The sequence below is a fragment of the Halobacillus sp. ABR2_026 genome (assembly GCF_056158545.1).
This window is the reverse complement of sequence record NZ_JBSWTM010000001.1, coordinates 3,425,241-3,446,160: the sequence shown is the minus strand read 5'-3', so window position 1 is coordinate 3,446,160 and position 20,920 is coordinate 3,425,241. Positions and strand designations below refer to the sequence as shown.

24 protein-coding genes are annotated in these 20,920 nt (G+C 45.0%); all 24 read left to right on the top strand.

Annotated elements, in window-relative coordinates; all coding sequences use genetic code 11:
• The first annotated feature begins 115 nt into the window (after positions 1–115).
• The 24 genes from upp to ACXADE_RS17490 all read left to right on the top strand — a co-directional run bounded on the left by upp (position 116) and on the right by ACXADE_RS17490 (position 20,643).
• Positions 116–748, top strand: coding sequence for a uracil phosphoribosyltransferase (gene upp, locus ACXADE_RS17605; RefSeq protein WP_146817609.1), 633 nt, complete (start codon positions 116–118; stop codon positions 746–748).
• Positions 749–778: 30 nt separating this feature from the next.
• Entirely contained in the window at positions 779–1,927 is a 1,149-nt protein-coding gene (gene wecB, locus ACXADE_RS17600) for a non-hydrolyzing UDP-N-acetylglucosamine 2-epimerase (protein WP_474981724.1), read from the top strand.
• 137 nt (positions 1,928–2,064) lie between these two features.
• Entirely contained in the window at positions 2,065–4,218 is a 2,154-nt protein-coding gene (locus ACXADE_RS17595; RefSeq protein ID WP_474981723.1) for a S8 family serine peptidase, read from the top strand.
• 294 nt (positions 4,219–4,512) lie between these two features.
• Positions 4,513–4,731, top strand: a complete 219-nt coding sequence (locus ACXADE_RS17590) for an AtpZ/AtpI family protein (RefSeq protein ID WP_474981722.1) — start codon at positions 4,513–4,515, stop codon at positions 4,729–4,731.
• Between the two features lies 1 nt (position 4,732).
• Complete coding sequence (locus tag ACXADE_RS17585) at positions 4,733–4,981, top strand: ATP synthase subunit I (RefSeq protein ID WP_474981721.1); 249 nt, start codon at positions 4,733–4,735, stop codon at positions 4,979–4,981.
• Positions 4,963–5,100 carry a hypothetical protein gene (locus tag ACXADE_RS17580; RefSeq protein ID WP_474981720.1) on the top strand — a complete coding sequence of 46 codons (138 nt, stop codon included), beginning with the start codon at positions 4,963–4,965 and terminating at the stop codon, positions 5,098–5,100. Before ACXADE_RS17585 ends, ACXADE_RS17580 begins: the two co-directional genes overlap by 19 nt.
• Before the next feature lie 24 nt (positions 5,101–5,124).
• Positions 5,125–5,847, top strand: coding sequence for a F0F1 ATP synthase subunit A (gene atpB / locus ACXADE_RS17575; protein ID WP_089652063.1), 723 nt, complete (start codon positions 5,125–5,127; stop codon positions 5,845–5,847).
• Positions 5,848–5,897: 50 nt separating this feature from the next.
• Positions 5,898–6,110 carry a F0F1 ATP synthase subunit C gene (atpE, locus tag ACXADE_RS17570; protein WP_014644824.1) on the top strand — a complete coding sequence of 71 codons (213 nt, stop codon included), beginning with the start codon at positions 5,898–5,900 and terminating at the stop codon, positions 6,108–6,110.
• 223 nt (positions 6,111–6,333) lie between these two features.
• On the top strand, positions 6,334–6,855 hold the full coding sequence (atpF, locus tag ACXADE_RS17565) for a F0F1 ATP synthase subunit B (RefSeq protein WP_474981719.1): 522 nt from the start codon (positions 6,334–6,336) through the stop codon (positions 6,853–6,855).
• A complete protein-coding gene (locus tag ACXADE_RS17560; protein WP_474981718.1) occupies positions 6,852–7,400 on the top strand; it encodes a F0F1 ATP synthase subunit delta in 549 nt (182 codons plus the stop codon). Before atpF ends, ACXADE_RS17560 begins: the two co-directional genes overlap by 4 nt.
• 15 nt (positions 7,401–7,415) lie before the next feature.
• Positions 7,416–8,924 carry a F0F1 ATP synthase subunit alpha gene (gene atpA, locus ACXADE_RS17555; RefSeq protein ID WP_474981717.1) on the top strand — a complete coding sequence of 503 codons (1,509 nt, stop codon included), beginning with the start codon at positions 7,416–7,418 and terminating at the stop codon, positions 8,922–8,924.
• A gap of 33 nt (positions 8,925–8,957) precedes the next feature.
• Complete coding sequence (locus ACXADE_RS17550; protein ID WP_474981716.1) at positions 8,958–9,821, top strand: F0F1 ATP synthase subunit gamma; 864 nt, start codon at positions 8,958–8,960, stop codon at positions 9,819–9,821.
• 41 nt (positions 9,822–9,862) lie between these two features.
• Positions 9,863–11,275 (top strand): F0F1 ATP synthase subunit beta, encoded by a 1,413-nt coding sequence (gene atpD, locus ACXADE_RS17545; RefSeq protein WP_474981715.1) that lies wholly within the window; start codon positions 9,863–9,865, stop codon positions 11,273–11,275.
• A 72-nt stretch (positions 11,276–11,347) separates the two neighbouring features.
• On the top strand, positions 11,348–11,752 hold the full coding sequence (locus ACXADE_RS17540) for a F0F1 ATP synthase subunit epsilon (RefSeq protein WP_474981714.1): 405 nt from the start codon (positions 11,348–11,350) through the stop codon (positions 11,750–11,752).
• Between the two features lie 217 nt (positions 11,753–11,969).
• Positions 11,970–12,203, top strand: coding sequence for a DUF1146 family protein (locus ACXADE_RS17535; protein WP_474981713.1), 234 nt, complete (start codon positions 11,970–11,972; stop codon positions 12,201–12,203).
• Between the two features lie 101 nt (positions 12,204–12,304).
• Positions 12,305–13,012: a YwmB family TATA-box binding protein gene (locus ACXADE_RS17530; RefSeq protein ID WP_474981712.1), complete on the top strand. Its 708-nt coding sequence runs from the start codon at positions 12,305–12,307 to the stop codon at positions 13,010–13,012.
• Between the two features lie 34 nt (positions 13,013–13,046).
• Positions 13,047–14,357: a UDP-N-acetylglucosamine 1-carboxyvinyltransferase gene (gene murA, locus ACXADE_RS17525; RefSeq protein WP_474981711.1), complete on the top strand. Its 1,311-nt coding sequence runs from the start codon at positions 13,047–13,049 to the stop codon at positions 14,355–14,357.
• 124 nt (positions 14,358–14,481) lie between these two features.
• A complete protein-coding gene (gene spoIID / locus ACXADE_RS17520) occupies positions 14,482–15,507 on the top strand; it encodes a stage II sporulation protein D (RefSeq protein ID WP_474981710.1) in 1,026 nt (341 codons plus the stop codon).
• A 333-nt stretch (positions 15,508–15,840) separates the two neighbouring features.
• Positions 15,841–16,764 (top strand): peptidoglycan DD-metalloendopeptidase family protein, encoded by a 924-nt coding sequence (locus ACXADE_RS17515; protein WP_474981709.1) that lies wholly within the window; start codon positions 15,841–15,843, stop codon positions 16,762–16,764.
• 295 nt (positions 16,765–17,059) lie between these two features.
• Complete coding sequence (gene spoIIID / locus ACXADE_RS17510; protein WP_160910936.1) at positions 17,060–17,341, top strand: sporulation transcriptional regulator SpoIIID; 282 nt, start codon at positions 17,060–17,062, stop codon at positions 17,339–17,341.
• Positions 17,342–17,594: 253 nt separating this feature from the next.
• The gene (gene mreB, locus ACXADE_RS17505) at positions 17,595–18,593 is read left to right on the top strand and encodes a rod shape-determining protein MreB (RefSeq protein WP_474981708.1); all 999 of its coding nucleotides are present in this window, start codon (positions 17,595–17,597) and stop codon (positions 18,591–18,593) included.
• Between the two features lie 29 nt (positions 18,594–18,622).
• Positions 18,623–19,447, top strand: coding sequence for a flagellar hook-basal body protein (locus ACXADE_RS17500; RefSeq protein WP_474981707.1), 825 nt, complete (start codon positions 18,623–18,625; stop codon positions 19,445–19,447).
• 17 nt (positions 19,448–19,464) lie between these two features.
• Positions 19,465–20,286 carry a flagellar hook-basal body protein gene (locus tag ACXADE_RS17495; protein ID WP_474981706.1) on the top strand — a complete coding sequence of 274 codons (822 nt, stop codon included), beginning with the start codon at positions 19,465–19,467 and terminating at the stop codon, positions 20,284–20,286.
• 21 nt (positions 20,287–20,307) lie between these two features.
• Complete coding sequence (locus ACXADE_RS17490) at positions 20,308–20,643, top strand: DNA-directed RNA polymerase subunit beta (protein WP_474981705.1); 336 nt, start codon at positions 20,308–20,310, stop codon at positions 20,641–20,643.
• The last annotated feature ends 277 nt before the right edge of the window (positions 20,644–20,920 follow it).

Genomic DNA, 20,920 nt, shown 5'->3' with positions numbered 1-20,920 from the left:
CTTGAAACTGATGGGCGCAATTCTGTAATAATTCGTAATACGCTGATAGGTTGCGGAGAGGTTTCTTTTTCTGTACAATTTAAAGGATGTAAATTTTCAGAAGGAGTGAATGGCAATGGCAAACGTTTATGTACTGGATCACCCATTGATTCAACATAAGTTGACGTACATACGTAAAAAAGAGACAGGGACGAAAGACTTCCGTGAGCTAGTCGATGAGGTAGCTGCATTGATGGCCTTTGAAATCACCCGCGATCTACCGCTTGAAGAAGTGTCTATCGATACACCAGTCGTACAGGATGCAAAAGCGAAAGTACTGACAGGGAAAAAGATCGGACTTGTTCCTATCCTCCGTGCCGGTCTCGGTATGGTAGATGGAATCATCCAATTGATCCCAGCTGCGAAAATCGGACACGTTGGCCTTTACCGTGATCCGGAAACATTACAACCTGTCGAATATTATGTGAAACTTCCAAGTGATATCGAAGAACGTGAACTGATTGTCATCGATCCGATGCTTGCAACCGGCGGATCTGCCAATGAAGCAATCCACTCCCTGAAGAAACGTGGAGCACGCCAAATCCGTTTGATGTGTCTTGTAGCTGCCCCTGAAGGTGTTGAAGCTGTGCAGAAAGAACATCCGGATGTGGATATCTATCTTGCTGCCCTGGATGAGAAGTTGAATGAAAAAGGATACATCGTTCCAGGTTTAGGAGATGCAGGAGACCGTTTATACGGAACCAAATAAAATCACTTCCTCACTAAAGGAGGAGCATTCATGACAGAACGCATTAAAGTAATGACGATATTCGGAACGAGACCAGAAGCGATCAAGATGGCTCCGCTCGTGCTGGAATTGAAAAAACGAACGGAACAATTTGAGCCGATCGTTGCTGTAACCGCTCAGCACAGAGAGATGTTGGATCAAGTATTGAATATATTCGATATTGAACCTGATTTTGATCTGGATATTATGAAAGCGCGCCAGTCTCTCGCCCAGGTTACGACCCGGGCGCTGGAAGGGCTGGATGAAGTGATGAAGGAAACAAAGCCGGATGTTGTTTTGGTCCACGGGGACACGACGACGACGTTTGCCGCGTCATTGGCGGCTTACTACAACCAGATTCCGGTTGGGCATGTTGAAGCAGGGCTTCGTACATGGAACAAGTACTCTCCATTCCCTGAAGAGATGAACCGCCAGTTGACAGGTGTTATGGCAGACCTTCATTTTGCACCGACGAATAAATCCAGAGACAACCTTCTTGCTGAAAATAAATCTGAAGATCATATTTTCGTTACTGGGAATACAGCAATTGATGCTCTGCAGACGACTGTTTCAGAAGATTACGCTTCTGAAGTTCTTGAGGAAGTAGGGAGTAAGCGTCTAGTCCTTATGACGGCTCACCGTCGTGAAAACCTCGGGGACAATATGAAACAGATGTTCAGGGCGATCAAACGGCTCGTTCAGGAGCACGAAGATATCCAAGTCGTTTATCCCGTGCACCTAAATCCAGTAGTGAAAGAGACGGCTGATGAAATTTTAGGAGATGATGACAGGATCAAACTGATTGATCCGCTGGATGTGATCGACTTCCATAATTTCGCTTCAAGAGCCCATCTTATTTTGACCGATTCAGGGGGCGTTCAGGAAGAAGCTCCTTCTCTTGGCGTCCCTGTTCTCGTCCTGCGTGACACGACCGAGCGTCCGGAAGGAATTGAAGCGGGTACTTTGAAACTGGCAGGAACAGAAGAGGATCATATCTTCCATCTTGCTCATGAGCTGTTATCCGATGAAGAGAAGCATGAAGCGATGGCCCAAGCTTCCAACCCGTATGGAGATGGCAATGCTTCTGCCCGTATTGCAGAAGCGATTCGTTATTTCTTTAACCATCGGGAGGACAAGCCGGCACCATTTGAAATTGAATAACAAGAGAGCGAAAGGACGAGGGTAGCAGGCCCTCGTCCTTTTCTTTGTCTGCTGATTTTTTATGAGAGAAATCCTTATCCTGCTTTCGCATAATCGTGCTTTTCTGGCGAATGCTATGAAAAAAGGAGCACAAGGATATGCGATATCGAATGATCTTATGGTTAGTCTTGCTTTTATTGAGCGGATTCAGTGCTCCTGAACCGGATGAAGAAGTGACGATGATCGTGGAATTGTCAGAGTCACCGGAAAGATTTGTGCAGGAGATAGAAAGACGCTTGCCGAGGCTTGAAGTAGTGACGACTTACGATACGATTTTTAATGGAGCTGCCATTAGAGGAACAGCAGAAGAACTGGAAAAAGTGGCAAGGATGGATGTCGTGAAAAGTCAGCACCCCGTCCAAACGTATCAAGCTCTCCAAGAAGAACTTCCTACTTTTTCAACAGAAGACATAAGAAACGACCTCCGTCACCCGCAGACTGGAAAAGGGGTGAAGGTCGGCATTATTGATACTGGGCTCGACTATACTCACCCGGACCTTAAAGAGAATTACCGGGGCGGTTATGACACCGTGGATTTTGATGACGATCCAATGGAAACAGAGGAAGAAGGGGCAACCATCCATGGAACGCATGTGGCAGGTGTTGTAGGTGCGAACGGGGAGATGAAGGGAATTGCCCCTGATGCGGAGCTGTACGCATACCGTGCGTTAGGTCCTGGGGGTGTGGGTTCCTCGGTTCAGGTGATTGCTGCGATTGAAGAAGCGGTTAAAGATGACATGGATGTGATTAATCTTTCGTTAGGAAATGAAGTGAACGGTCCGGACTGGCCAACCAGTCATGCGGTGAATAAGGCGATTGAATTAGGAACAGTCGTGGTAGTTGCTGCTGGGAACTCCGGTCCAGGGGAATGGACGATCGGGTCGCCGGCTACTTCAACAGATGCGATTACAGTAGGAGCTTCTGCTTTATCGATGAAGGCTAAGGTCCTGAAGGTTCCTGGTGAAAAGGAAAGGATAATCGTTCAAACGATGGCTGGATCCCCTGCATGGAATTTGACTAAAAAGTATCCCGTTGTTTTTGCCGGGACGGGGGAAGAGGAGTTCGAGGATGTTCGAGGGAAGGTTGTATTGTTTGAAAGAGGTGGGATTCCATTTAGCCATAAAGCGTTAAAAGCTTACCAGCAAGGGGCAGTGGCTGTACTTATTTATAATAACGAAGAAGGAAGTTTTCAGGGGGGGCTGGAAGGGGACTTGCCGATTCCTGTCGGTTCTTTATCGAAGAAATCGGGGGAGTGGCTGAAGGAGAAAGTAATTCGTGAAAACCAGTGGGTCGAAACACTGGATGTCTCTTTAGGGGATCAGGTCGCTCCTTTCAGTTCAAGGGGACCTGTCACGACCAATTGGGAAATAAAGCCTGATATTCTTGCACCGGGAGTGAATATATCAAGTACCGTACCCGGAGGTTATCAATCTTTACAAGGGACGAGTATGGCCTCTCCGCATGTAGCGGGCATGGCGGCTTTAATCCTGGAAGCACACCCGGATTGGACACCTGAAGAAGTAAAGCAGTCGTTAACAAGTACCGCAAATGTCCTGGCGAATGGAGATGGACCTTTTCCTCCAACCGAACAAGGTGCGGGTTATGTAGATATTAATGAAGCATTGGACCCTGAACTTATTATACAGGAAAGTTCGCTGTCTTTTGGGAAAATAGAGGAGAAGATATTCCGGAAGCAACTCCCTTTAACCATTCAAAATTTAAAGGAGGAAACGGTGAACCTTGTGATTGAAACTCCTTCTATGAAAAAAGGAGTATCATGGACGGTGCCTAAAACAGTGGAACTAGCTGAAGGAGAAACAAAGGAATTGACCGTCGAACTTCGTGGAGCTTCTTCATTTTTAGAGGATGGTGTGCATGAAGGATTTATTCAGGTGAATCAAGGACAAACCACCTATTCCGTTCCCTATGTATTTGTGAAAGAGACTTCCAATTATGAAGTCGTGTCAGGATTTGAACTTGAAACGACATGGCAGAACGAACAAATGGCAAGGTACAGGTTCCACCTGGCAGAAGATGTCAGGGAGTTGAGGGTGGATATTTACCGGGCAGGCACAATGTTGACAGCAGGTACGTTAATGAATATGAAGGACTTGCGCCCGGGGCTAGTGGAAGGGGAAGTGAGACTGGATTCGTTACATTTAAAAGGGAGTTATCTCGCAGTGATTACCGTTCAAAATGATGGCCGAGAATCCATCTATTCTTTCCCTATTTATATAGAAGGAAAGGAATAAAAAAAGAACGCCGGGTGTCGTCCGGTGTTCTTTTTCCTATTTCTCCAATGGGGTATTGCGTATAACGTGAAACAATGATAATTTTTGGGTTGTGTTCCACATATTTGAAGCCATATAATCGTGTGCTAAATGTGACGAAAATGTGATCGAATTATGTCATTCATTTGTACTTTTACTCACATACTCATTGACATCAAAGGACCCCTATTGTATTCTTACATAGTGTGGAATGATAAGGTTTTCATTAGTGACACGTAAGGTTTCTGCCACTAGAAAATTATGGGGGGAAAGCGGATGAAACAGACCGGTCAACCCTTCAAAGCGATGGCTTTAACCAGCATGATTACATCCCAACTCGCAGGTGGTCCGTTAGCGGGCGTTTTTCTTGGGAAATGGATGGATCGTCACTTTTCCACTGAACCCATATTCTTAATCATAGGATTACTCCTCGGGTTAGGTGCAGGTACATATGGAACCATTCATTTAGTACGCAAGTATACGGGAGACGATTGACATGCAAGGATATCAACAGATGATGACCCGTCAGCGAAAATGGATGTTCTACCTTCTGGCATTATTTGTACTTGGTTGGGGCATTACCCCTTGGCAGCCGATTTTCCTCGGACTACTTCTCGGAAGTGCATTGAGCTTCTACAACCTCTGGCTCATGCAACGAAATACCGCAAGCTTGGCGAAGCTTCCGCAGATAACCGCTCCGCAAGAGGAATTGGTACGTTTACTCGATTGGCTTCTGGCGCTTTAGCCGTAGTCATCGCCCTTCAGTTTGAAGAACATTTCCATTTAATATCAGTAGTATTGGGCTTAATGGCAGCCTATATTGTCATTTTAATAGATTATCTGTTCAATAAATCAACAGTTTAGCATGATGGAAGGTAGGTGAACAGTTTGAATCACGAAGCACCGATGTGGGAGGATGCGTTTGGAATTTCTTGGTTGGATTTCAACTTATCGAACGTATTGATGATGTTTGTCGCGTCATTGATCGTATTCATCCTCGGCGTAGCGGCGACAAGAAACATGCAGCGATATCCGACAGGTTTCCAGAATTTCATGGAATGGCTGATCGATTTTATTAAAGGAATCATCGGTTCCAACATGGATTGGAGAACAGGTAGGCTCTTTTTACCGCTGGGACTGACTTTATTCGCCTACATTTTCGTAGCGAACATGCTCGGGGTAGTCACTAATGGTGTAGTTGGACACACACTGTGGTGGAAATCACCGACAGCTGATCCCGGAATCACGTTGACACTCGCGACACTAGTCGTTGTGTTATCCCATTATTATGGAGTGAAACTACGGGGAGGCAGAGAATATGCAAAAGGATTTGTACGTCCATTGCCGTTCCTGCTGCCGTTCAAGATTATTGAAGAGTTCTCAAATACGTTGACTCTTGGTCTGCGTCTTTACGGGAACATTTATGCAGGTGAAATCCTGTTGAGCTTGCTCGTTGGACTTGCAGCGACTGGCGTAGGAGGATTTATCGGAGCGACCGTTCCGATGATTGCATGGATGGGCTTTAGTACTTTCATTGGTTTCATCCAGGCGTTTATTTTCGTTATGTTAACGATGGTTTACTTGTCTCACAAGGTGAGCGAAGACCATTAATATAAAGCATTCTATTAATTTTTTTAAAAATATTGAGGAGGATTTTCATTATGGGTCTTTTAGCAGCTGCAATTGCAGTAGGTTTAGCGGCACTAGGTGCTGGTATTGGTAACGGTTTGATTGTTAGTCGTACAGTAGAAGGGATTGCGCGTCAACCAGAATTGCGCAGTGCGCTTCAAACAACAATGTTCATCGGTGTTGCCCTAGTAGAGGCGATTCCTATCATCGGCGTTGTTATTGCATTCATCGTAATGGGACAATAATAAGGACGGGCATATACGCTTATGGCGAAGTTCAACTCCATCGATCTTCGCCTTTCCTTTATACCTTACGAAAACTTTATACCCTAAAGTCACGGTAAGAAAACTTCGACGGAAGCTGTCATTACAGTGGAAGCCGGGTTTTTCGCTTGTCTAGCCGCAGAAGTTCTGCGGAATCAATAACGTGTAAACCTGTTACGAGATGGTGTGGAGAGGAGTGAAAACTGTGCAAGGATTCACAGAGAGTCTGGTCCTCGGAGCTGGAGGACTTAACATAGGTGACATGATTATTCAGCTTGTTTTCTTCCTTGGTCTACTTGCTCTTTTAGGTAAGTTCGCATGGGGACCATTGATGAACATGATGAAAGAACGTGAAGATTATGTAGCAAATGAAATAAACACGGCTGAAAAAAGTCGCGAAGAAGCACAGCGGATGCAGCGTGAAGCTTCTGAAGAGTTGAAAGAGACTCGTCAGGATGCACAGAATATCATTGAGGATGCTCGTAAAACAGCAGGCCAGCAAGAACGGGATATTCTTGAATCAGCACGTGCGGAGGCTGAACGCATCAAGGAATCTGCTCGTCAGGAAATTGAGCAGGAGAAAGAAAAAGCTGTTCAAGCCCTTAAGGATCAAGTGGCAACCATGTCTGTCATGATTGCTTCGAAAGTTATTGAAAAAGAGCTTTCAGAGAAAGATCAAGAGGCGCTGATCAATCAATATATTAATGAGGCAGGCGAAGAGCGATGAGTCAATCTATCATTGCTAAACGCTATGCAGACGCACTTTTCCAACTTGGAAAAGAAAAGTCGAAATTGGAACAATTTGAAACCGAACTGGTGACACTGCGTGATGTTTTTCGCGGGAACAAGGAAATTATCTCATTTCTGAACCACCCGAAGTTTTCTATGGAACAGAAGAAGAAGTTCGTCGTCGATTCTTTCCAGTCCTTTTCTGAGGAAATCGTCAATACTTTGAAACTGTTGGTGGAAAGACACAGGGAAGAAATCATCGTTGATATGATTGGGTCATATATCGAAATGATGAATGATGCGAAAGGTATTGCTGATGCGGATGTTTATTCTGTAAAAGAACTTTCTGAGGCTGAAAAACAGCGCATTTCAGAGACGTTTGCACCAAAAGTAGGTAAACAATCCTTGAACCTCACGAATATCGTAGACCCTTCCATCCTTGGCGGCATTCGCCTGAGAATCGGAAATCGCATATTTGATGGTTCTGTCAGTGGAAAACTTAACCGCATACAGCGTAAGTTAGTTTCTGCGAACAATAGATGATAGGGGTGAAATGGCATGAGCATCAAAGCTGAAGAAATCAGTGCGCTGATTAAACAGCAAATTGAAAACTATGAATCAGATATAGAAGTCAATGATGTGGGCACCGTAATCGAAGTTGGTGACGGTATTGCCCGTGCTCATGGTCTTGACAATGTCATGGCTGGTGAGCTCGTTGAATTCTCCAATGGTGTCATGGGACTGGCACAAAACTTGGAAGAAAGTAACGTTGGTCTTGTCATTCTAGGACCATATACAGATATTAAAGAAGGCGACGAAGTTCGTCGTACAGGACGAATCATGCAAGTACCTGTTGGAGAGGAAATGCTGGGTCGTGTTGTAAACCCACTTGGGCAGCCAGTTGATGGCCGCGGTCCGATTGAAACGACAAAAACTCGTCCAATCGAATCTCCAGCTCCAGGGGTTATGGATCGTAAATCTGTCGATGAGCCGCTTCAAACAGGAATCAAGGCGATTGACGCCCTAGTACCGATCGGTCGTGGACAGCGTGAATTGATCATCGGTGACCGTCAGACAGGTAAGACATCTGTCGCAATCGATGCTATTCTTAACCAGCACGATCAGGATATGATCTGTATTTATGTAGCAATTGGTCAAAAAGAATCAACGGTTCGTGGAACTGTTGAAACACTGCGTCGTCACGGTGCTCTTGACTATACAATCGTAGTTACGGCAAGTGCTTCCCAGCCTGCTCCACTACTATATCTTGCTCCATATGCGGGTGTATCTCTAGGTGAAGATTTCATGTACAACGGCAAACATGTCCTTGTTGTATATGATGACCTATCCAAACAGGCAGCTGCCTACCGTGAACTTTCACTACTACTTCGTCGTCCTCCAGGTCGTGAAGCCTTCCCTGGTGACGTATTCTACCTGCACTCCCGTTTACTAGAACGTGCAGCGAAGCTTAGTGATGCGAAAGGCGGAGGTTCCTTAACTGCCCTTCCTTTCGTAGAAACGCAGGCAGGAGATATCTCTGCATATATTCCAACTAACGTTATTTCCATCACAGATGGTCAGATTTTCTTACAGTCTGATCTATTCTTCTCAGGGGTGCGCCCGGCGATTAACGCAGGTTTATCAGTATCCCGTGTCGGTGGTTCCGCACAAATCAAAGCGATGAAGAAGGTAGCCGGTACGCTTAGACTGGATTTGGCTTCCTACCGTGAATTGGAAGCATTCGCTCAATTCGGCTCCGATCTGGATAAATCCACTCAGGCCAAATTGAACCGTGGTGCGCGTACGGTTGAAGTCTTGAAACAGGGTCTTCACCAACCACTAGCCGTAGAAAAACAAGTCATGATCATTTATGCGTTGACAAAAGGATTCCTGGATGAAATTCCAGTTGAAGATATCACTCGCTTCGAATCTGAGTTCCATAACTGGTTGGACAACAACCGTAAAGAACTGCTTGCACAAATCCGTGAAACAGGAAAGCTTGCAGAAGATGAAGATATGAGTGGTGCTGTGAAGGAATTCAAGAAAACATTTGTCGTTTCTGAATAATTGAATCATAGCTAGAAAGGGTGGTGAAACAGCGTGGCATCCCTTAGAGATATTAAAGGTCGGATCACTTCAACCAAGAAGACGAAGCAGATTACAAAAGCGATGGAGATGGTATCCGCCTCCAAGATGAACCGTGCCGAGCAGAATGCTAAAAGGTTCGTTCCTTATAGTGAGAAAATCCAGGAAGTCGTGTCAAGCATTGCCCAGGGTAGCGGTGATGCTAGTCACCCGATGCTTGAAGCCCGTGATGTTAAAAAGACAGGGTATCTTGTCATCACTTCCGACCGTGGACTCGCAGGAGCATTCAACAGCAGCATTCTCCGTAAGGTTTATCAACAGATCACGAGCAAGCATACGTCAGCTGAGGAATATACCCTGATTACGATTGGTCGGATCGGGCGTGATTTCTTCCGCAAACGGAACATGCCTGTGGATATGGATATTACAGGGGTATCGGATCAGCCCGATTTCGCTGATATCAAAGATATCGCTTCAGATACCGTTCAATTGTATACAGATGAGAGAATAGATCAACTTTATATCTATTATAATCACTACGTCAGTGCTATCACTCAAGAAGTGACAGAGAAGAAAATTCTTCCACTGACCGATTTCAATAAAGAAGGCAAAGCGAGTCAAAGTTCATATGAGTATGAGCCGAACCAAGAAGAGATCTTAGAAGTCTTGCTTCCTCAATACGCTGAGAGCTTGATATACGGCGCTTTACTCGATAGTAAAGCCAGTGAGCACGCAGCACGTATGACGGCGATGAAGAGTGCGACAGATAATGCTGATGAATTGATCGGAGATCTGACTCTTTCTTATAACCGTGCCCGTCAAGCTGCTATTACCCAGGAGATTACCGAAATCGTCGGCGGTGCAGCTGCCCTCGAATAGGGTCTTCCGGATTTTTGAACAGTAAGTTAGGAGGGAAATCGATGAGTAATGGACGCGTGACCCAAATCATGGGACCCGTTGTTGATGTAACATTCGATGATGGACATCTCCCTGATCTTAATAACGCATTGCACGTAAGTTACGAAGCGAAGAATGAAAACGAAAAGAGCGTCGATCTTACACTAGAAGTTGCCCTTCACCTGGGTGACAATACCGTTCGTACCGTTGCCATGTCATCAACCGATGGTGTCATGCGTGGTACAGGAGTTACCGATACAGGTAAGCCGATTTCAGTCCCTGTAGGTGAAGTAACTCTAGGACGCGTATTTAACGTAGAAGGAAATACCATCGACCTTGATGAGCCACTTGGAAATGAGGTACGTCGTGACCCAATCCACCGTGAGGCTCCTAAATTTGAAAACCTGGCGACAGAGACAGAAATTCTTGAAACAGGAATTAAAGTCGTAGACCTTCTAGCCCCTTATGTAAAAGGTGGTAAGATCGGTTTGTTCGGTGGTGCCGGTGTAGGTAAAACCGTACTGATCCAGGAATTGATCAACAACATCGCCCAGGAACACGGAGGGATCTCTGTATTCGCTGGTGTTGGTGAGCGTACACGTGAAGGTAATGACCTTTACTATGAAATGACGGATTCCGGAGTTATCAAGAAGACAGCCATGGTATTCGGGCAGATGAACGAGCCGCCTGGTGCCCGTATGCGTGTAGCCCTTTCTGGACTAACAATGGCCGAATACTTCCGTGATGAAGAAGGACAGGACGTTCTATTCTTCATCGATAACATCTTCCGTTTCACTCAGGGTGGTCTGGAAGTATCTGCCCTTCTTGGCCGTATGCCATCTGCGGTTGGTTACCAGCCGACACTTGCTACGGAGATGGGTCAGCTTCAGGAGCGAATAACATCGACAGATAAAGGTTCCGTTACTTCCATCCAGGCGATTTATGTCCCTGCCGATGACTACACGGACCCTGCACCTGCGACGACATTCGCACACTTGGATGCAACAACAAACCTTGAGCGTAAGCTTTCCGAGCAGGGAATCTATCCTGCCGTGGATCCACTTGCATCCACTTCCCGTGCGTTGGACCCTGAAATCGTCGGGGATGAGCACTATGATGTTGCACGTGAAGTTCAACGTACACTTCAGCGTTATAAAGAGTTGCAAGATATCATTGCGATCCTTGGTATGGATGAACTATCTGATGAGGATAAATTGACGGTATCCCGTGCCCGCCGTGTACAATTCTTCCTTTCTCAGAACTTCCACGTAGCTGAACAGTTCACTGGTCAGCAGGGTTCTTATGTGCCTGTTTCCGAAACGGTCAAAGGCTTTAAAGAAATCCTTGACGGTAAGTACGACGATCTTCCAGAAGATGCATTCCGCCTTGTCGGACGTATTGAAGAAGTCGTTGAAAAATCAAAACAAATGCAATAAACAGGTCTGGTGGATAGAGGGGCTTGAAGAAAGTTCCTCTTCCTCTTCATGATCAGCCAAGGAGGAATACGAATGAGCACACTGACGGTGAGTGTAGTCACTCCTGATGGCCCGGTGTTGGAAGATGCATTTGAAATGGTCAGCTGTAAGGCGGAAAGCGGTGAACTCGGAATACTGCCCGGTCACATTCCGATGGTTGCTCCATTGACGATCAGCGCTGTTCGTCTTAAAGGGGAAGGTAAATCTGATCGCATCGCTGTAAGCGGTGGATTTTTGGAAGTTCGTCCTGATAAAGTGACGATTCTTGCTCAATCTGCAGAGAAACCTACGGATATCGATATCGACCGTGCCCGCATGGCTAAAGAACGCGCCGAGCGTCGCCTTCAGGACAAACAATCCGACATTGATTTCCAACGGGCTGAAATGGCTCTCAAGCGTGCCTTGAATCGCTTGAATGTTTATGAGAACAACTTCTAAACTGCTTTCTTCTAGAGAGCAGTTTTTTTGTGAAAAATAATGATGGGAAGATATTCGTTTTTTCGTCAGCGATTTTTAGGTGGTCCCGTCAAAATAACGGAGTCTATCAGTTATTGCCCGGGAAATGGAGTGGAATATTTCTTCTTTTGTCAATTCGTCTTCGTTGAACGAAGGGAAAGCGAAAGGTCTCGACAATCTAAGGAAAGGAGGAGACATGATGGAACAATATTTAGCAGAGGAAGCTATCCTTAGCATGACCTCCCATTTGATTTTCATCATCATTACATGGAGAGTGTTACAATCGATCAATTTTGATGCCTTCTTCAGGAAAAATAAAGTGTTTGAAGCCAGGGCGTTGCTCATCATGATTACCATTGCGCTCGGGACGACGGTAAGTAACTTCTTTCTTGATTTTATTAAATGGTCCAACAGCCTGATTTATTTATTCTGACCTCTATATGAATGTCTAAAGTTGTAAAGAAATGTCCCGTATGAATGTCTGCTTCTCAGGTCAAACTTATAGTAAGAAAATGCTTGGGGAGGCATTCAAAAATGAAAAGTGTTTTGGCTGGAATGATAGCTCTATTTATTATAGGAACAGGTGCTTATCCACAGGAAATGACTGAGGCTCAAGAACCTATTCTGGAGTTTTCGTCATTTGCTGCGGATAAGCAGCTTGAAGTGAGTAGCTGGACGATCAATATGAAAGAAAAGGTCTCTCGCGATCAAGCAAGTCGTATGTTCAAGGAGATCTCAGCTCATTGGCCTCACGCCTCCAGAAAACAGGAGGATACAATCAATGCTGTTAAGTACACCGTCGAAAACAGTCATAAAAACGGTGAATTCAACGAAACATTTAGTATGATCGTCCCCGAAAATGAGTGGAGCGATGTGGAAGTGGTTTACACCACAGAAGGACAGGGAACACCTTCATTAGTAATTCTTAAGGAAACAACCATGGAAATGATATCTCGTCGATTTTTCTCAAAAAATGTCACTAAATTCTCTTGTATTAAGACCAAATTTAGTGGTATTATTGATGATGTTTTAGTGTATGAAAAATTCAAACAAGACTTCGACATAACAACAATAGATGAACTCGACGAAAACGGTTGGACAAGCAGGACCGGATACACCAACGAATGGGACCAGGCCATAGATGCAGGGGATCAATTAATGAATGTACAATTCGCAACCCGAACTTTGGGCGGGGAGACAAACATCACGATTGGCACACCCATAATAACTGCTGAATATTAATAATAATGAATATGGACGCGGAGGAGAATGAACCTTGGAAAAAATCATCGTCCGTGGTGGGAGGCAGCTGAATGGTACCGTTAAAGCTGAAGGTGCCAAGAATGCCGTACTGCCTGTCATCGCAGCAAGTATTATCGCAAGTGAAGGAAAAAGCGTACTGCACGAAGTACCCGCTTTAGCTGATGTATATACGATCAACGAAGTGATCAGACATATGAATGCAGATGTAAATATGGTGGGGAATACAGTCACGGTAGATGCTTCTCATGATTTGGAAACAGAAGCACCAATAGAATATGTACGAAAAATGCGCGCCTCTGTACTTGTATTGGGACCACTTTTGGCCCGGTATGGCCATGCTAAGGTAGCTATGCCAGGAGGTTGTGCGATCGGATCACGTCCCATTGACCAGCACTTGAAAGGCTTTGAGGCAATGGGGGCTGAGGTAACTGTCGGAAACGGTTATGTTGAAGCTGAAGTGAATGGCCGCTTAAAAGGTGCGAAAATTTACTTTGATGTACCAAGTGTGGGAGCGACAGAAAACGTCATGATGGCGGCTGCTCTTGCAGAAGGTAAAACCGTTCTTGAAAACTGTGCGAAAGAACCGGAAATTGTCGACCTGGCGAACTATTTGAATAAAATGGGCGCACACATCGTCGGTGCAGGTACAGAGACGATCCGAATCGAAGGTGTGGAAAAGCTTACAGGTACGACACATACAATTATTCCTGACCGTATTGAAGCAGGCACACTAATGGTTGCCGCTGCTATTACCGGCGGGAACGTTCTCGTACAAGGTGCCATCCATGAGCATTTACGTTCTCTCGTTTCAAAAATGGAAGAGATGGGCGTAATCATTCAAGAAGAAGAATCAGGACTGCGTGTCATTGGTCCAGACATTCTTCAAGCTACAGATATTAAAACGATGCCGCACCCGGGCTTCCCGACAGACATGCAATCCCAAATGATGGCTCTTATGCTGAATGCAGCAGGAACGAGTGTCATTACGGAAACGGTATTTGAAAATCGTTTTATGCATGTGGAAGAATTCCGTCGTATGAACGCGAATCTTAAGATTGAGGGTAGAAGCGTCATCGTAGAAGGACCATCTTCCCTACAAGGAGCAGAAGTTGCTGCAACCGATCTGAGGGCTGGTGCTGCTTTGATCCTTGCTGGCTTAGTCGCTGATGGATATACAAGAGTGACAGAGCTTAAGCACTTGGATCGCGGATATGTGAACTTCACTGAAAAATTAGCTGCTCTCGGCGCTGATATTGAGCGTGTCAGAGAAGAGGAAATGTATTCAGAAGATCACGAACCAAGCGAATCAGTATCGACATTATAATATATATCCTCATAGCTTGCCTGTTTCAATATTATTGAAATAGGTAAGCTTTTTTAGTTCTATCATCTTTCATTTTTGGATACATTTTTAGTAGAGGAATAACTTTGTATCCAGGAGGGTGCGGATGAAGAAAAACAATGGAATGGGAATACTTGCTGTATGCGGTTTATTTACAACAATCCTTATACTACCGACTATGATCGTTGTTCCATTTACGAATTCCGGAGGTACGGAAGAAGTGAAGGAAACTCCGCAGTCAGAAGAGATAGCAAGCGTGGAGGAATCACCGTTTGCTGTTAAAGTGTTACGCAGTACAACGGAAGAAGTTGAGGAAGTGCCTTTGGAAAGCTATGTAGCCCGCGTGGTCGCTTCCGAAATGCCTGTAAATTTTGAAACGGAAGCATTGAAAGCCCAGGCACTTGCTGCCAGGACTTACATTACCCGTCACATGGTACAGGGAGAGAAAGTTTCTTCTGAGGCAGATGTTACAGATACTGTGAGTCACCAAGTATATAAAGACGAAGCTCAGCTCCGCAATCAATGGAAAGACCAATATGATCAGAACATGGAAAAAATCATGGAAGCAGTCAACGCTACCAAAGGTGAAATCATTACGTACGATCAACAGCCGATTACCGCAGCATTCTTTTCAACCAGTAACGGGTACACAGAAAACGCTGGTGATTATTGGGAGCATGACATTCCTTATCTACAGAGCGTCGAAAGCCCTTGGGATCAAGATTCACCGAAATTCGCTGATCAAAAGATTATCAGCGTGGCAGAACTTGAACAAACCCTGGGGGTGGACATCGGTTCTGGCATTCAACAGACGACAATGACCAAGACAGAAGGAAACCGAGTAGATGAAGTCCATTTTGGTAACCAAAGTTTTTCAGGAAGAGAAATCCGAGAGAAATTTGAATTGCCATCTAGCGATTTTACCATCAAGCAAAAAGGTGACCACGTCATTTTTACGACTAAAGGCTATGGTCACGGTGTAGGAATGAGTCAATACGGAGCAAACGGCATGGCGAAATCAGGAAAAGATTATAAGGAAATCATTCATCACTATTACCAGGACACAGAAATTGCTCCATTAAGCACCCAAACCGCTTCACTAACCATTGAAAAAGAAGACACCGTAAACTAAAGAGCTGCCCAAAGCAGCTCTTTTTTCTTTGTTCAAGACAAGATTTCGAGCCTTTCCGGGGTGTCCGGGTTGAGCGCCAGGGATTTCTGGGAAGCTACTCGCTTTCCTGTGGGGGAGTGGCGAGCTTCCGCGGACTTCGCCCTGCGGGATCTCGTCTATCTCCTTTCTTCCACGGGAGTCTCGCTGCCTCCATCCACTCAACAAAAGTCTCGAAAATGAGTAATCAACAAGCGGGAGCGATTCTTGTATAAGCACTCTATGATTTATAAATTTTTTCCTGCTAATGTATATAATCCTAAAGAAGTGTTCAGAATGGTTTTTGAGGTGATGAACATGAAAGAGGAAGGTAAGAAAAGCGTGACTAAATTAAAGTTCAAACGCTTGATGCGCAAGAAGTGGTTGTATCCAGCATTGTATTTGTCAGTCGCTGCATTAGTACTTGTCGGAGTGTTCTGGTATCAACAAGGGGCTAGTGATTTGGAAGACAAAATGGCAGACCAGCCGAATTCCCAAGTTCAGGATGAGTTCTTGACGGCAGATAACGAAAAAGATACAGTACCTGTCATGGAACATCAGGAAAACTTGGAAATGCCGGTCGCTGATGAGAAAGCTGCTTCTATTGTCACTAAATTCTATGATTACGACGCTTCCGAGCAAGATCAAGAAAGTGCACTGGTCCTATACAACAATAAGTATTACCAAAGCGAAGGCGTAGACATCACTAGAGAAGACGGAGAAGCTTTCGAAGTTACAGCTGCCCTGTCAGGAACAGTCACGGAAGTTAAGGAAGATCCGCTATACGGCAATGTCATTGAAATCACACATGATGAAAATATCACAACTGTGTATGCTAGTTTAGAAGATGTCGATGTATTAGCAGGATCGGATGTAGCTCAAGGTGAAACCCTTGGATCTGCCGGTCGCAACTCTTTCGGACAAGCAAGTGGCGTCCACGTGCACTTTGAAGTACGCAGCGACGGCCAACCTGTGAATCCTGAAGAATTCTTCGGCCAGCCAATGAGTAATATCATTGATAATGCTGATCAAGAAGCTCAGGAAGAAGAAGACGCTCCATCTGAAGAACCACAAGAAGATGGAGAAGAGCCTTCTGAAGATACAGAACAGTCCTCTGATGATGCTGAACAACCATCAACGGAAGAAGAAATGAATACGGATGAAGATCCAGCTGGGTCAGAAGATGAAGAGCAAGCTCCTGTAGAGGATAGTGCTTCTTCCATCTCTACCACACAAACTTAAAAAAATGAGGGTTTTCCCTCATTTTTTTTGTTTTTTATATAAGCGCTTCTGAACCATACATAGAACATTCGAACATTTTCTAAGCATAAAATTACAAGAAATCACATCGCACCAGATTGGATCTGGCATATCTTAGAACTTTTATTAATACAATGAGGATAACCGAGCACTCGGTAACATCCAGGGTGATCCAGCATGATTTAACTCCCAGAGAAAAAACACCCACACAAGTCAATCGAGCCGCTTTCCTAAGAAGCCCACCCCCTTGGATAGTCAATCACAGGAGGCGAGTGGAGTGCATGATTACATCAAAGAGAGGACCATCAAGATCGGAGAGCACATTATTGAGACGAAAAAAACGGTACGAGTGATTGCCAAAGAGTTTGGTGTTTCGAAAAGTACGGTCCACAAAGACTTAACAGAAAGGCTTCCGGAAGTGAACCCTGAACTTGCTAAGGAAGTGAAGAAAATTCTCGATCATCATAAGGAGATCCGCCATTTAAGGGGTGGAGAAGCGACGAGAAGAAAGTATAAATCCCAGTTCGTAGATGATCAACCTGTTCAACCTCTTGCCTGACAGTGTTTTCCTCCCTTTGTCACATTCCCTCGATATTTGGTAACTTTTTTCAGTTCTCAAGAGACGGATGTCGTAATTTTGTGATAGAATATAGAATTAGATGTGTATGATTTAAACAAAAATAGAACTTGAAACAATAGGGAAATATAAGTAGACGGAGATTGTTCTCCATTGCCGTTGTAACGTAACGGATTTCGAGGGTCCAGGACGTTACTTGAATTATGTTTTTTACAATAGGGAGGATCTACAGAACATGTTTGCGAGAGATATAGGAATTGACTTAGGTACAGCAAATGTACTCATTCACGTGAAAGGGAAAGGCATTGTATTAAATGAACCATCTGTGGTGGCTATGGACCGGAACACAGGAAAAGTGCTGGAAGTAGGGGAAGAAGCCCGACGTATGGTCGGACGTACGCCTGGAAATATCGAAGCGATCCGTCCGTTGAAAGACGGGGTTATCGCTGACTTCGACGTTACAGAAGCGATGCTTAAGCACTTTATCCAAAAAACGAACGTGAGAGGTTTCTTGTCCAAACCGCGCATGTTGATCTGCTGCCCGACGAACATTACGAAAGTAGAACAGAAAGCGATCAAGGAAGCGGCTGAGAAATCTGGTGGTAAAAAAGTATATTTAGAAGAAGAGCCTAAGGTAGCAGCGATTGGTGCCGGTATGGATATCTTCCAACCAAGCGGGAATATGGTTGTCGATATCGGTGGAGGCACGACAGATGTCGCTGTTTTATCCATGGGTGATATTGTTACGGCTTCATCAATCAAGATGGCCGGAGATAAGTTTGATCACGAAATTCTTCAATACATTAAGAAGGAATACAAATTGTTGATCGGAGAGCGTACAGCTGAGGATATTAAGATCAGTGTAGCTACGGTTTTCCCTGGTTCCCGAAATGAAGAAATCGAAATCCGAGGCCGCGATATGGTATCAGGTCTGCCACGGACAATTTCTGTTAATTCTGAGGAAATCGAGAAATCGCTTCGGGAGTCCGTACAGGTGATCATCCAAGCTGCGAAACAGGTATTGGAACGTACACCGCCTGAATTATCTGCGGACATCATCGACCGTGGAGTCATTATGACAGGTGGCGGTGCTCTGTTGCATGGCATCGATCAATTGCTCGCTGAAGAGTTGAAGGTCCCTGTACTTGTAGCGGAATCCCCGATGGATTGTGTCGCTACAGGTACGGGCATTATGCTTGAAAATATTGATAAGCGTATTTCAGCTAAACTATAGTCCAGATGAATAGGAAGGAGTGAAGCACCTTGTTGAGAGGATTTTACACAGCTGCTGCAGGTATGATGGCCAATCAGAGAATGCAGGAAACGTTGTCGAATAACATGGCGAACGCGTATACACCAGGGTACAAAGCAGACCAGGGGACGATGCGCGCTTTTCCAGAGTTATTGATTGAGCGGATGGGGAGTAAGACGATCCCTACAAAAAGTGGATTCAATATATCTGATGGTGACCGGGTAGGATCCCTTAACACAGGTGTTTACATGCAGGAAGCTATTCCTTCTTTCGTTCAGGGGGACATTAAGGAAACAGGAGTTGGAACAGATCTCGCTCTTGTACAATCAGCGGTTCCGGAAGCTTCGGGGACTCTTTTCTTTCATGTCCAAAATGAGGACGGAGAGGACAGGTATACGCGGAACGGGAATTTCACTGTAGATGGCGAAGGTTTTTTGACCACGAACCATGGGTATTACGTATTGGATGATGAAGGGAATCCGATCAATACAGATGGAATGGATTTTAACGTTTCACAAAATGGGGAGGTAACCGTGGGGGGACAAGCTGCCACAATGGGGATTTCCTATACTCCTGATTCGTCGCAGATGGTCAAGGAAGGAAATGATCTTTTCCGTCTCTCAGAAGAAGGGGAACTCATTGAGAACCCAGGAGCGGAAGACGGCGTGGCTTATTCGATTCATCAAAACCATTTGGAACGTTCAAATGTAGATCCCAACCGGACGATGACGGAAATGATGAATACATACCGTTCATTTGAAATGAATCAACGTGTCTTAAAAGCTTACGACCAAAGCATGCAGAAAGCCGTGACAGAAATCGGCAGAATCAGTTAAGGAGCGTGGCATCACTCATGAATCGTTCGATGATCCAAGCAGCTGTGACGATGGGACAGCTGCAGAAGAAGCTGGACCTCGTAGGCCATAACTTGTCCAACAGTGAAACAGAAGGATATAAAAACCGGAGTGCCGACTTTTCCTCATTGTTGTATCAACAGCTCAATAACCAGTCACATTCTGGGGCGGAAGTTGGGCGATTGACCCCTGAAGGTGTCCGGGTTGGTTCAGGAGCGAAGCTTGGCCATACCAATTTGGATATGACACAGGGCAGTTTGAAAAACACAGGCAGAGAATTGGATGTAGCTCTTTTGGAAGATCACCATATGTTCGGGCTTCGGGTGGCATCAGAACAAGGGGAAGAGGTCCAATTCACACGTGCAGGCAACTTTTTTTTGAACCCTGTGAATGACGGACAACTGATGTTAACAAATGCAGATGGTCATCCGGTTATCGGAGCGGACGGTGACAACATTGTTCTGGAAGAAGGATTTCAGGCCATTAAGATCGATGCAGATGGGAGTCTTTTAGTAACCCGTGGGGACAACCAAAATGTCGAAGGTACATTAGCTGTTAATGATGCCGTCCGTCCACGTATGTTAGAATCAGTAGGGGCGAACCGCTTCCGTATTCCTGACAATGTGGAAGAAGCGGGAATCATAGGTGAGGTTCTCCCGGAAGATGTTAAGATGCAGTCCCGTACACTTGAGGCATCGAATGTGGATGTTGGGAAACAGATGACGGAAATGATGATGGCTCAGCGCGCCTATCAATTTAATGCTCAATCCATATCCACAGGTGATCAAATGATGGGACTCGTGAGTCAACTGAGATCATAAACGTAAGGAGTTTGACGGACCATGGCAACAGATCCTAAATCAAAAGGCAAAAAGCTGAATCAAGAGCAGGAAAGAGAAAAAAAGCGTCAAGCTTTAGATGAAGCCACAAAGAAAAAGCCTCAAAAAGCATCGTCCAAAAAACAGAAAGCAGAAGCCACAGAAAAAGCTTCGAAAAAAGGACGTCGACGGGTCCTGCCTATTTGGCTGCGTATCATCCTTGTCGTTCTTTTCAGTGCGGCGGCCTTACTGATTGGATTGATGGTCGGGTATGGTGTCCTAGGGGATGGTAATCCTACAGACGCGCTTGATATGGACACATGGCGCCACATTTGGGATATTGTTATGAAAACAGAATAAAAGCTTGTACTTCATTCTATGGTACAACGCCTTTCAATATGCAGAACACGAGCCTAAGAGGCTCGTGTTCTTTTTTCTATCCATTGTGAACAGATGAGCACCAAAACTGGCATGATTCCATACTGATTGGGTACCGGGTACAGCAAATACGCTTTCTGTACCGGGTACGACTTGTTCTTCGTCGGTACCTGGTACAGGATTTAATGGAGGAGTACCCGGTACCAAAATAGAAGGAAGGAACCGACAAAGTCATCACACCTTCGGACTGTTCGTGAGC

Bases quoted from the DNA above. Each gene is read 5' to 3' on its own strand.
- upp (WP_146817609.1), top strand. From the start codon at position 116: ATGGCAAACGTTTATGTACTGGATCACCCATTGATTCAACATAAGTTG.
- wecB (WP_474981724.1), top strand. From the start codon at position 779: ATGACAGAACGCATTAAAGTAATGACGATATTCGGAACGAGACCAGAA.
- ACXADE_RS17595 (WP_474981723.1), top strand. From the start codon at position 2,065: ATGCGATATCGAATGATCTTATGGTTAGTCTTGCTTTTATTGAGCGGA.
- ACXADE_RS17590 (WP_474981722.1), top strand. From the start codon at position 4,513: ATGAAACAGACCGGTCAACCCTTCAAAGCGATGGCTTTAACCAGCATG.
- ACXADE_RS17585 (WP_474981721.1), top strand. From the start codon at position 4,733: ATGCAAGGATATCAACAGATGATGACCCGTCAGCGAAAATGGATGTTC.
- atpE (WP_014644824.1), top strand. From the start codon at position 5,898: ATGGGTCTTTTAGCAGCTGCAATTGCAGTAGGTTTAGCGGCACTAGGT.
- ACXADE_RS17560 (WP_474981718.1), top strand. From the start codon at position 6,852: ATGAGTCAATCTATCATTGCTAAACGCTATGCAGACGCACTTTTCCAA.
- atpA (WP_474981717.1), top strand. From the start codon at position 7,416: ATGAGCATCAAAGCTGAAGAAATCAGTGCGCTGATTAAACAGCAAATT.
- atpD (WP_474981715.1), top strand. From the start codon at position 9,863: ATGAGTAATGGACGCGTGACCCAAATCATGGGACCCGTTGTTGATGTA.
- ACXADE_RS17540 (WP_474981714.1), top strand. From the start codon at position 11,348: ATGAGCACACTGACGGTGAGTGTAGTCACTCCTGATGGCCCGGTGTTG.
- ACXADE_RS17535 (WP_474981713.1), top strand. From the start codon at position 11,970: ATGGAACAATATTTAGCAGAGGAAGCTATCCTTAGCATGACCTCCCAT.
- ACXADE_RS17530 (WP_474981712.1), top strand. From the start codon at position 12,305: ATGAAAAGTGTTTTGGCTGGAATGATAGCTCTATTTATTATAGGAACA.
- spoIID (WP_474981710.1), top strand. From the start codon at position 14,482: ATGAAGAAAAACAATGGAATGGGAATACTTGCTGTATGCGGTTTATTT.
- ACXADE_RS17515 (WP_474981709.1), top strand. From the start codon at position 15,841: ATGAAAGAGGAAGGTAAGAAAAGCGTGACTAAATTAAAGTTCAAACGC.
- mreB (WP_474981708.1), top strand. From the start codon at position 17,595: ATGTTTGCGAGAGATATAGGAATTGACTTAGGTACAGCAAATGTACTC.
- ACXADE_RS17495 (WP_474981706.1), top strand. From the start codon at position 19,465: ATGAATCGTTCGATGATCCAAGCAGCTGTGACGATGGGACAGCTGCAG.
- ACXADE_RS17490 (WP_474981705.1), top strand. From the start codon at position 20,308: ATGGCAACAGATCCTAAATCAAAAGGCAAAAAGCTGAATCAAGAGCAG.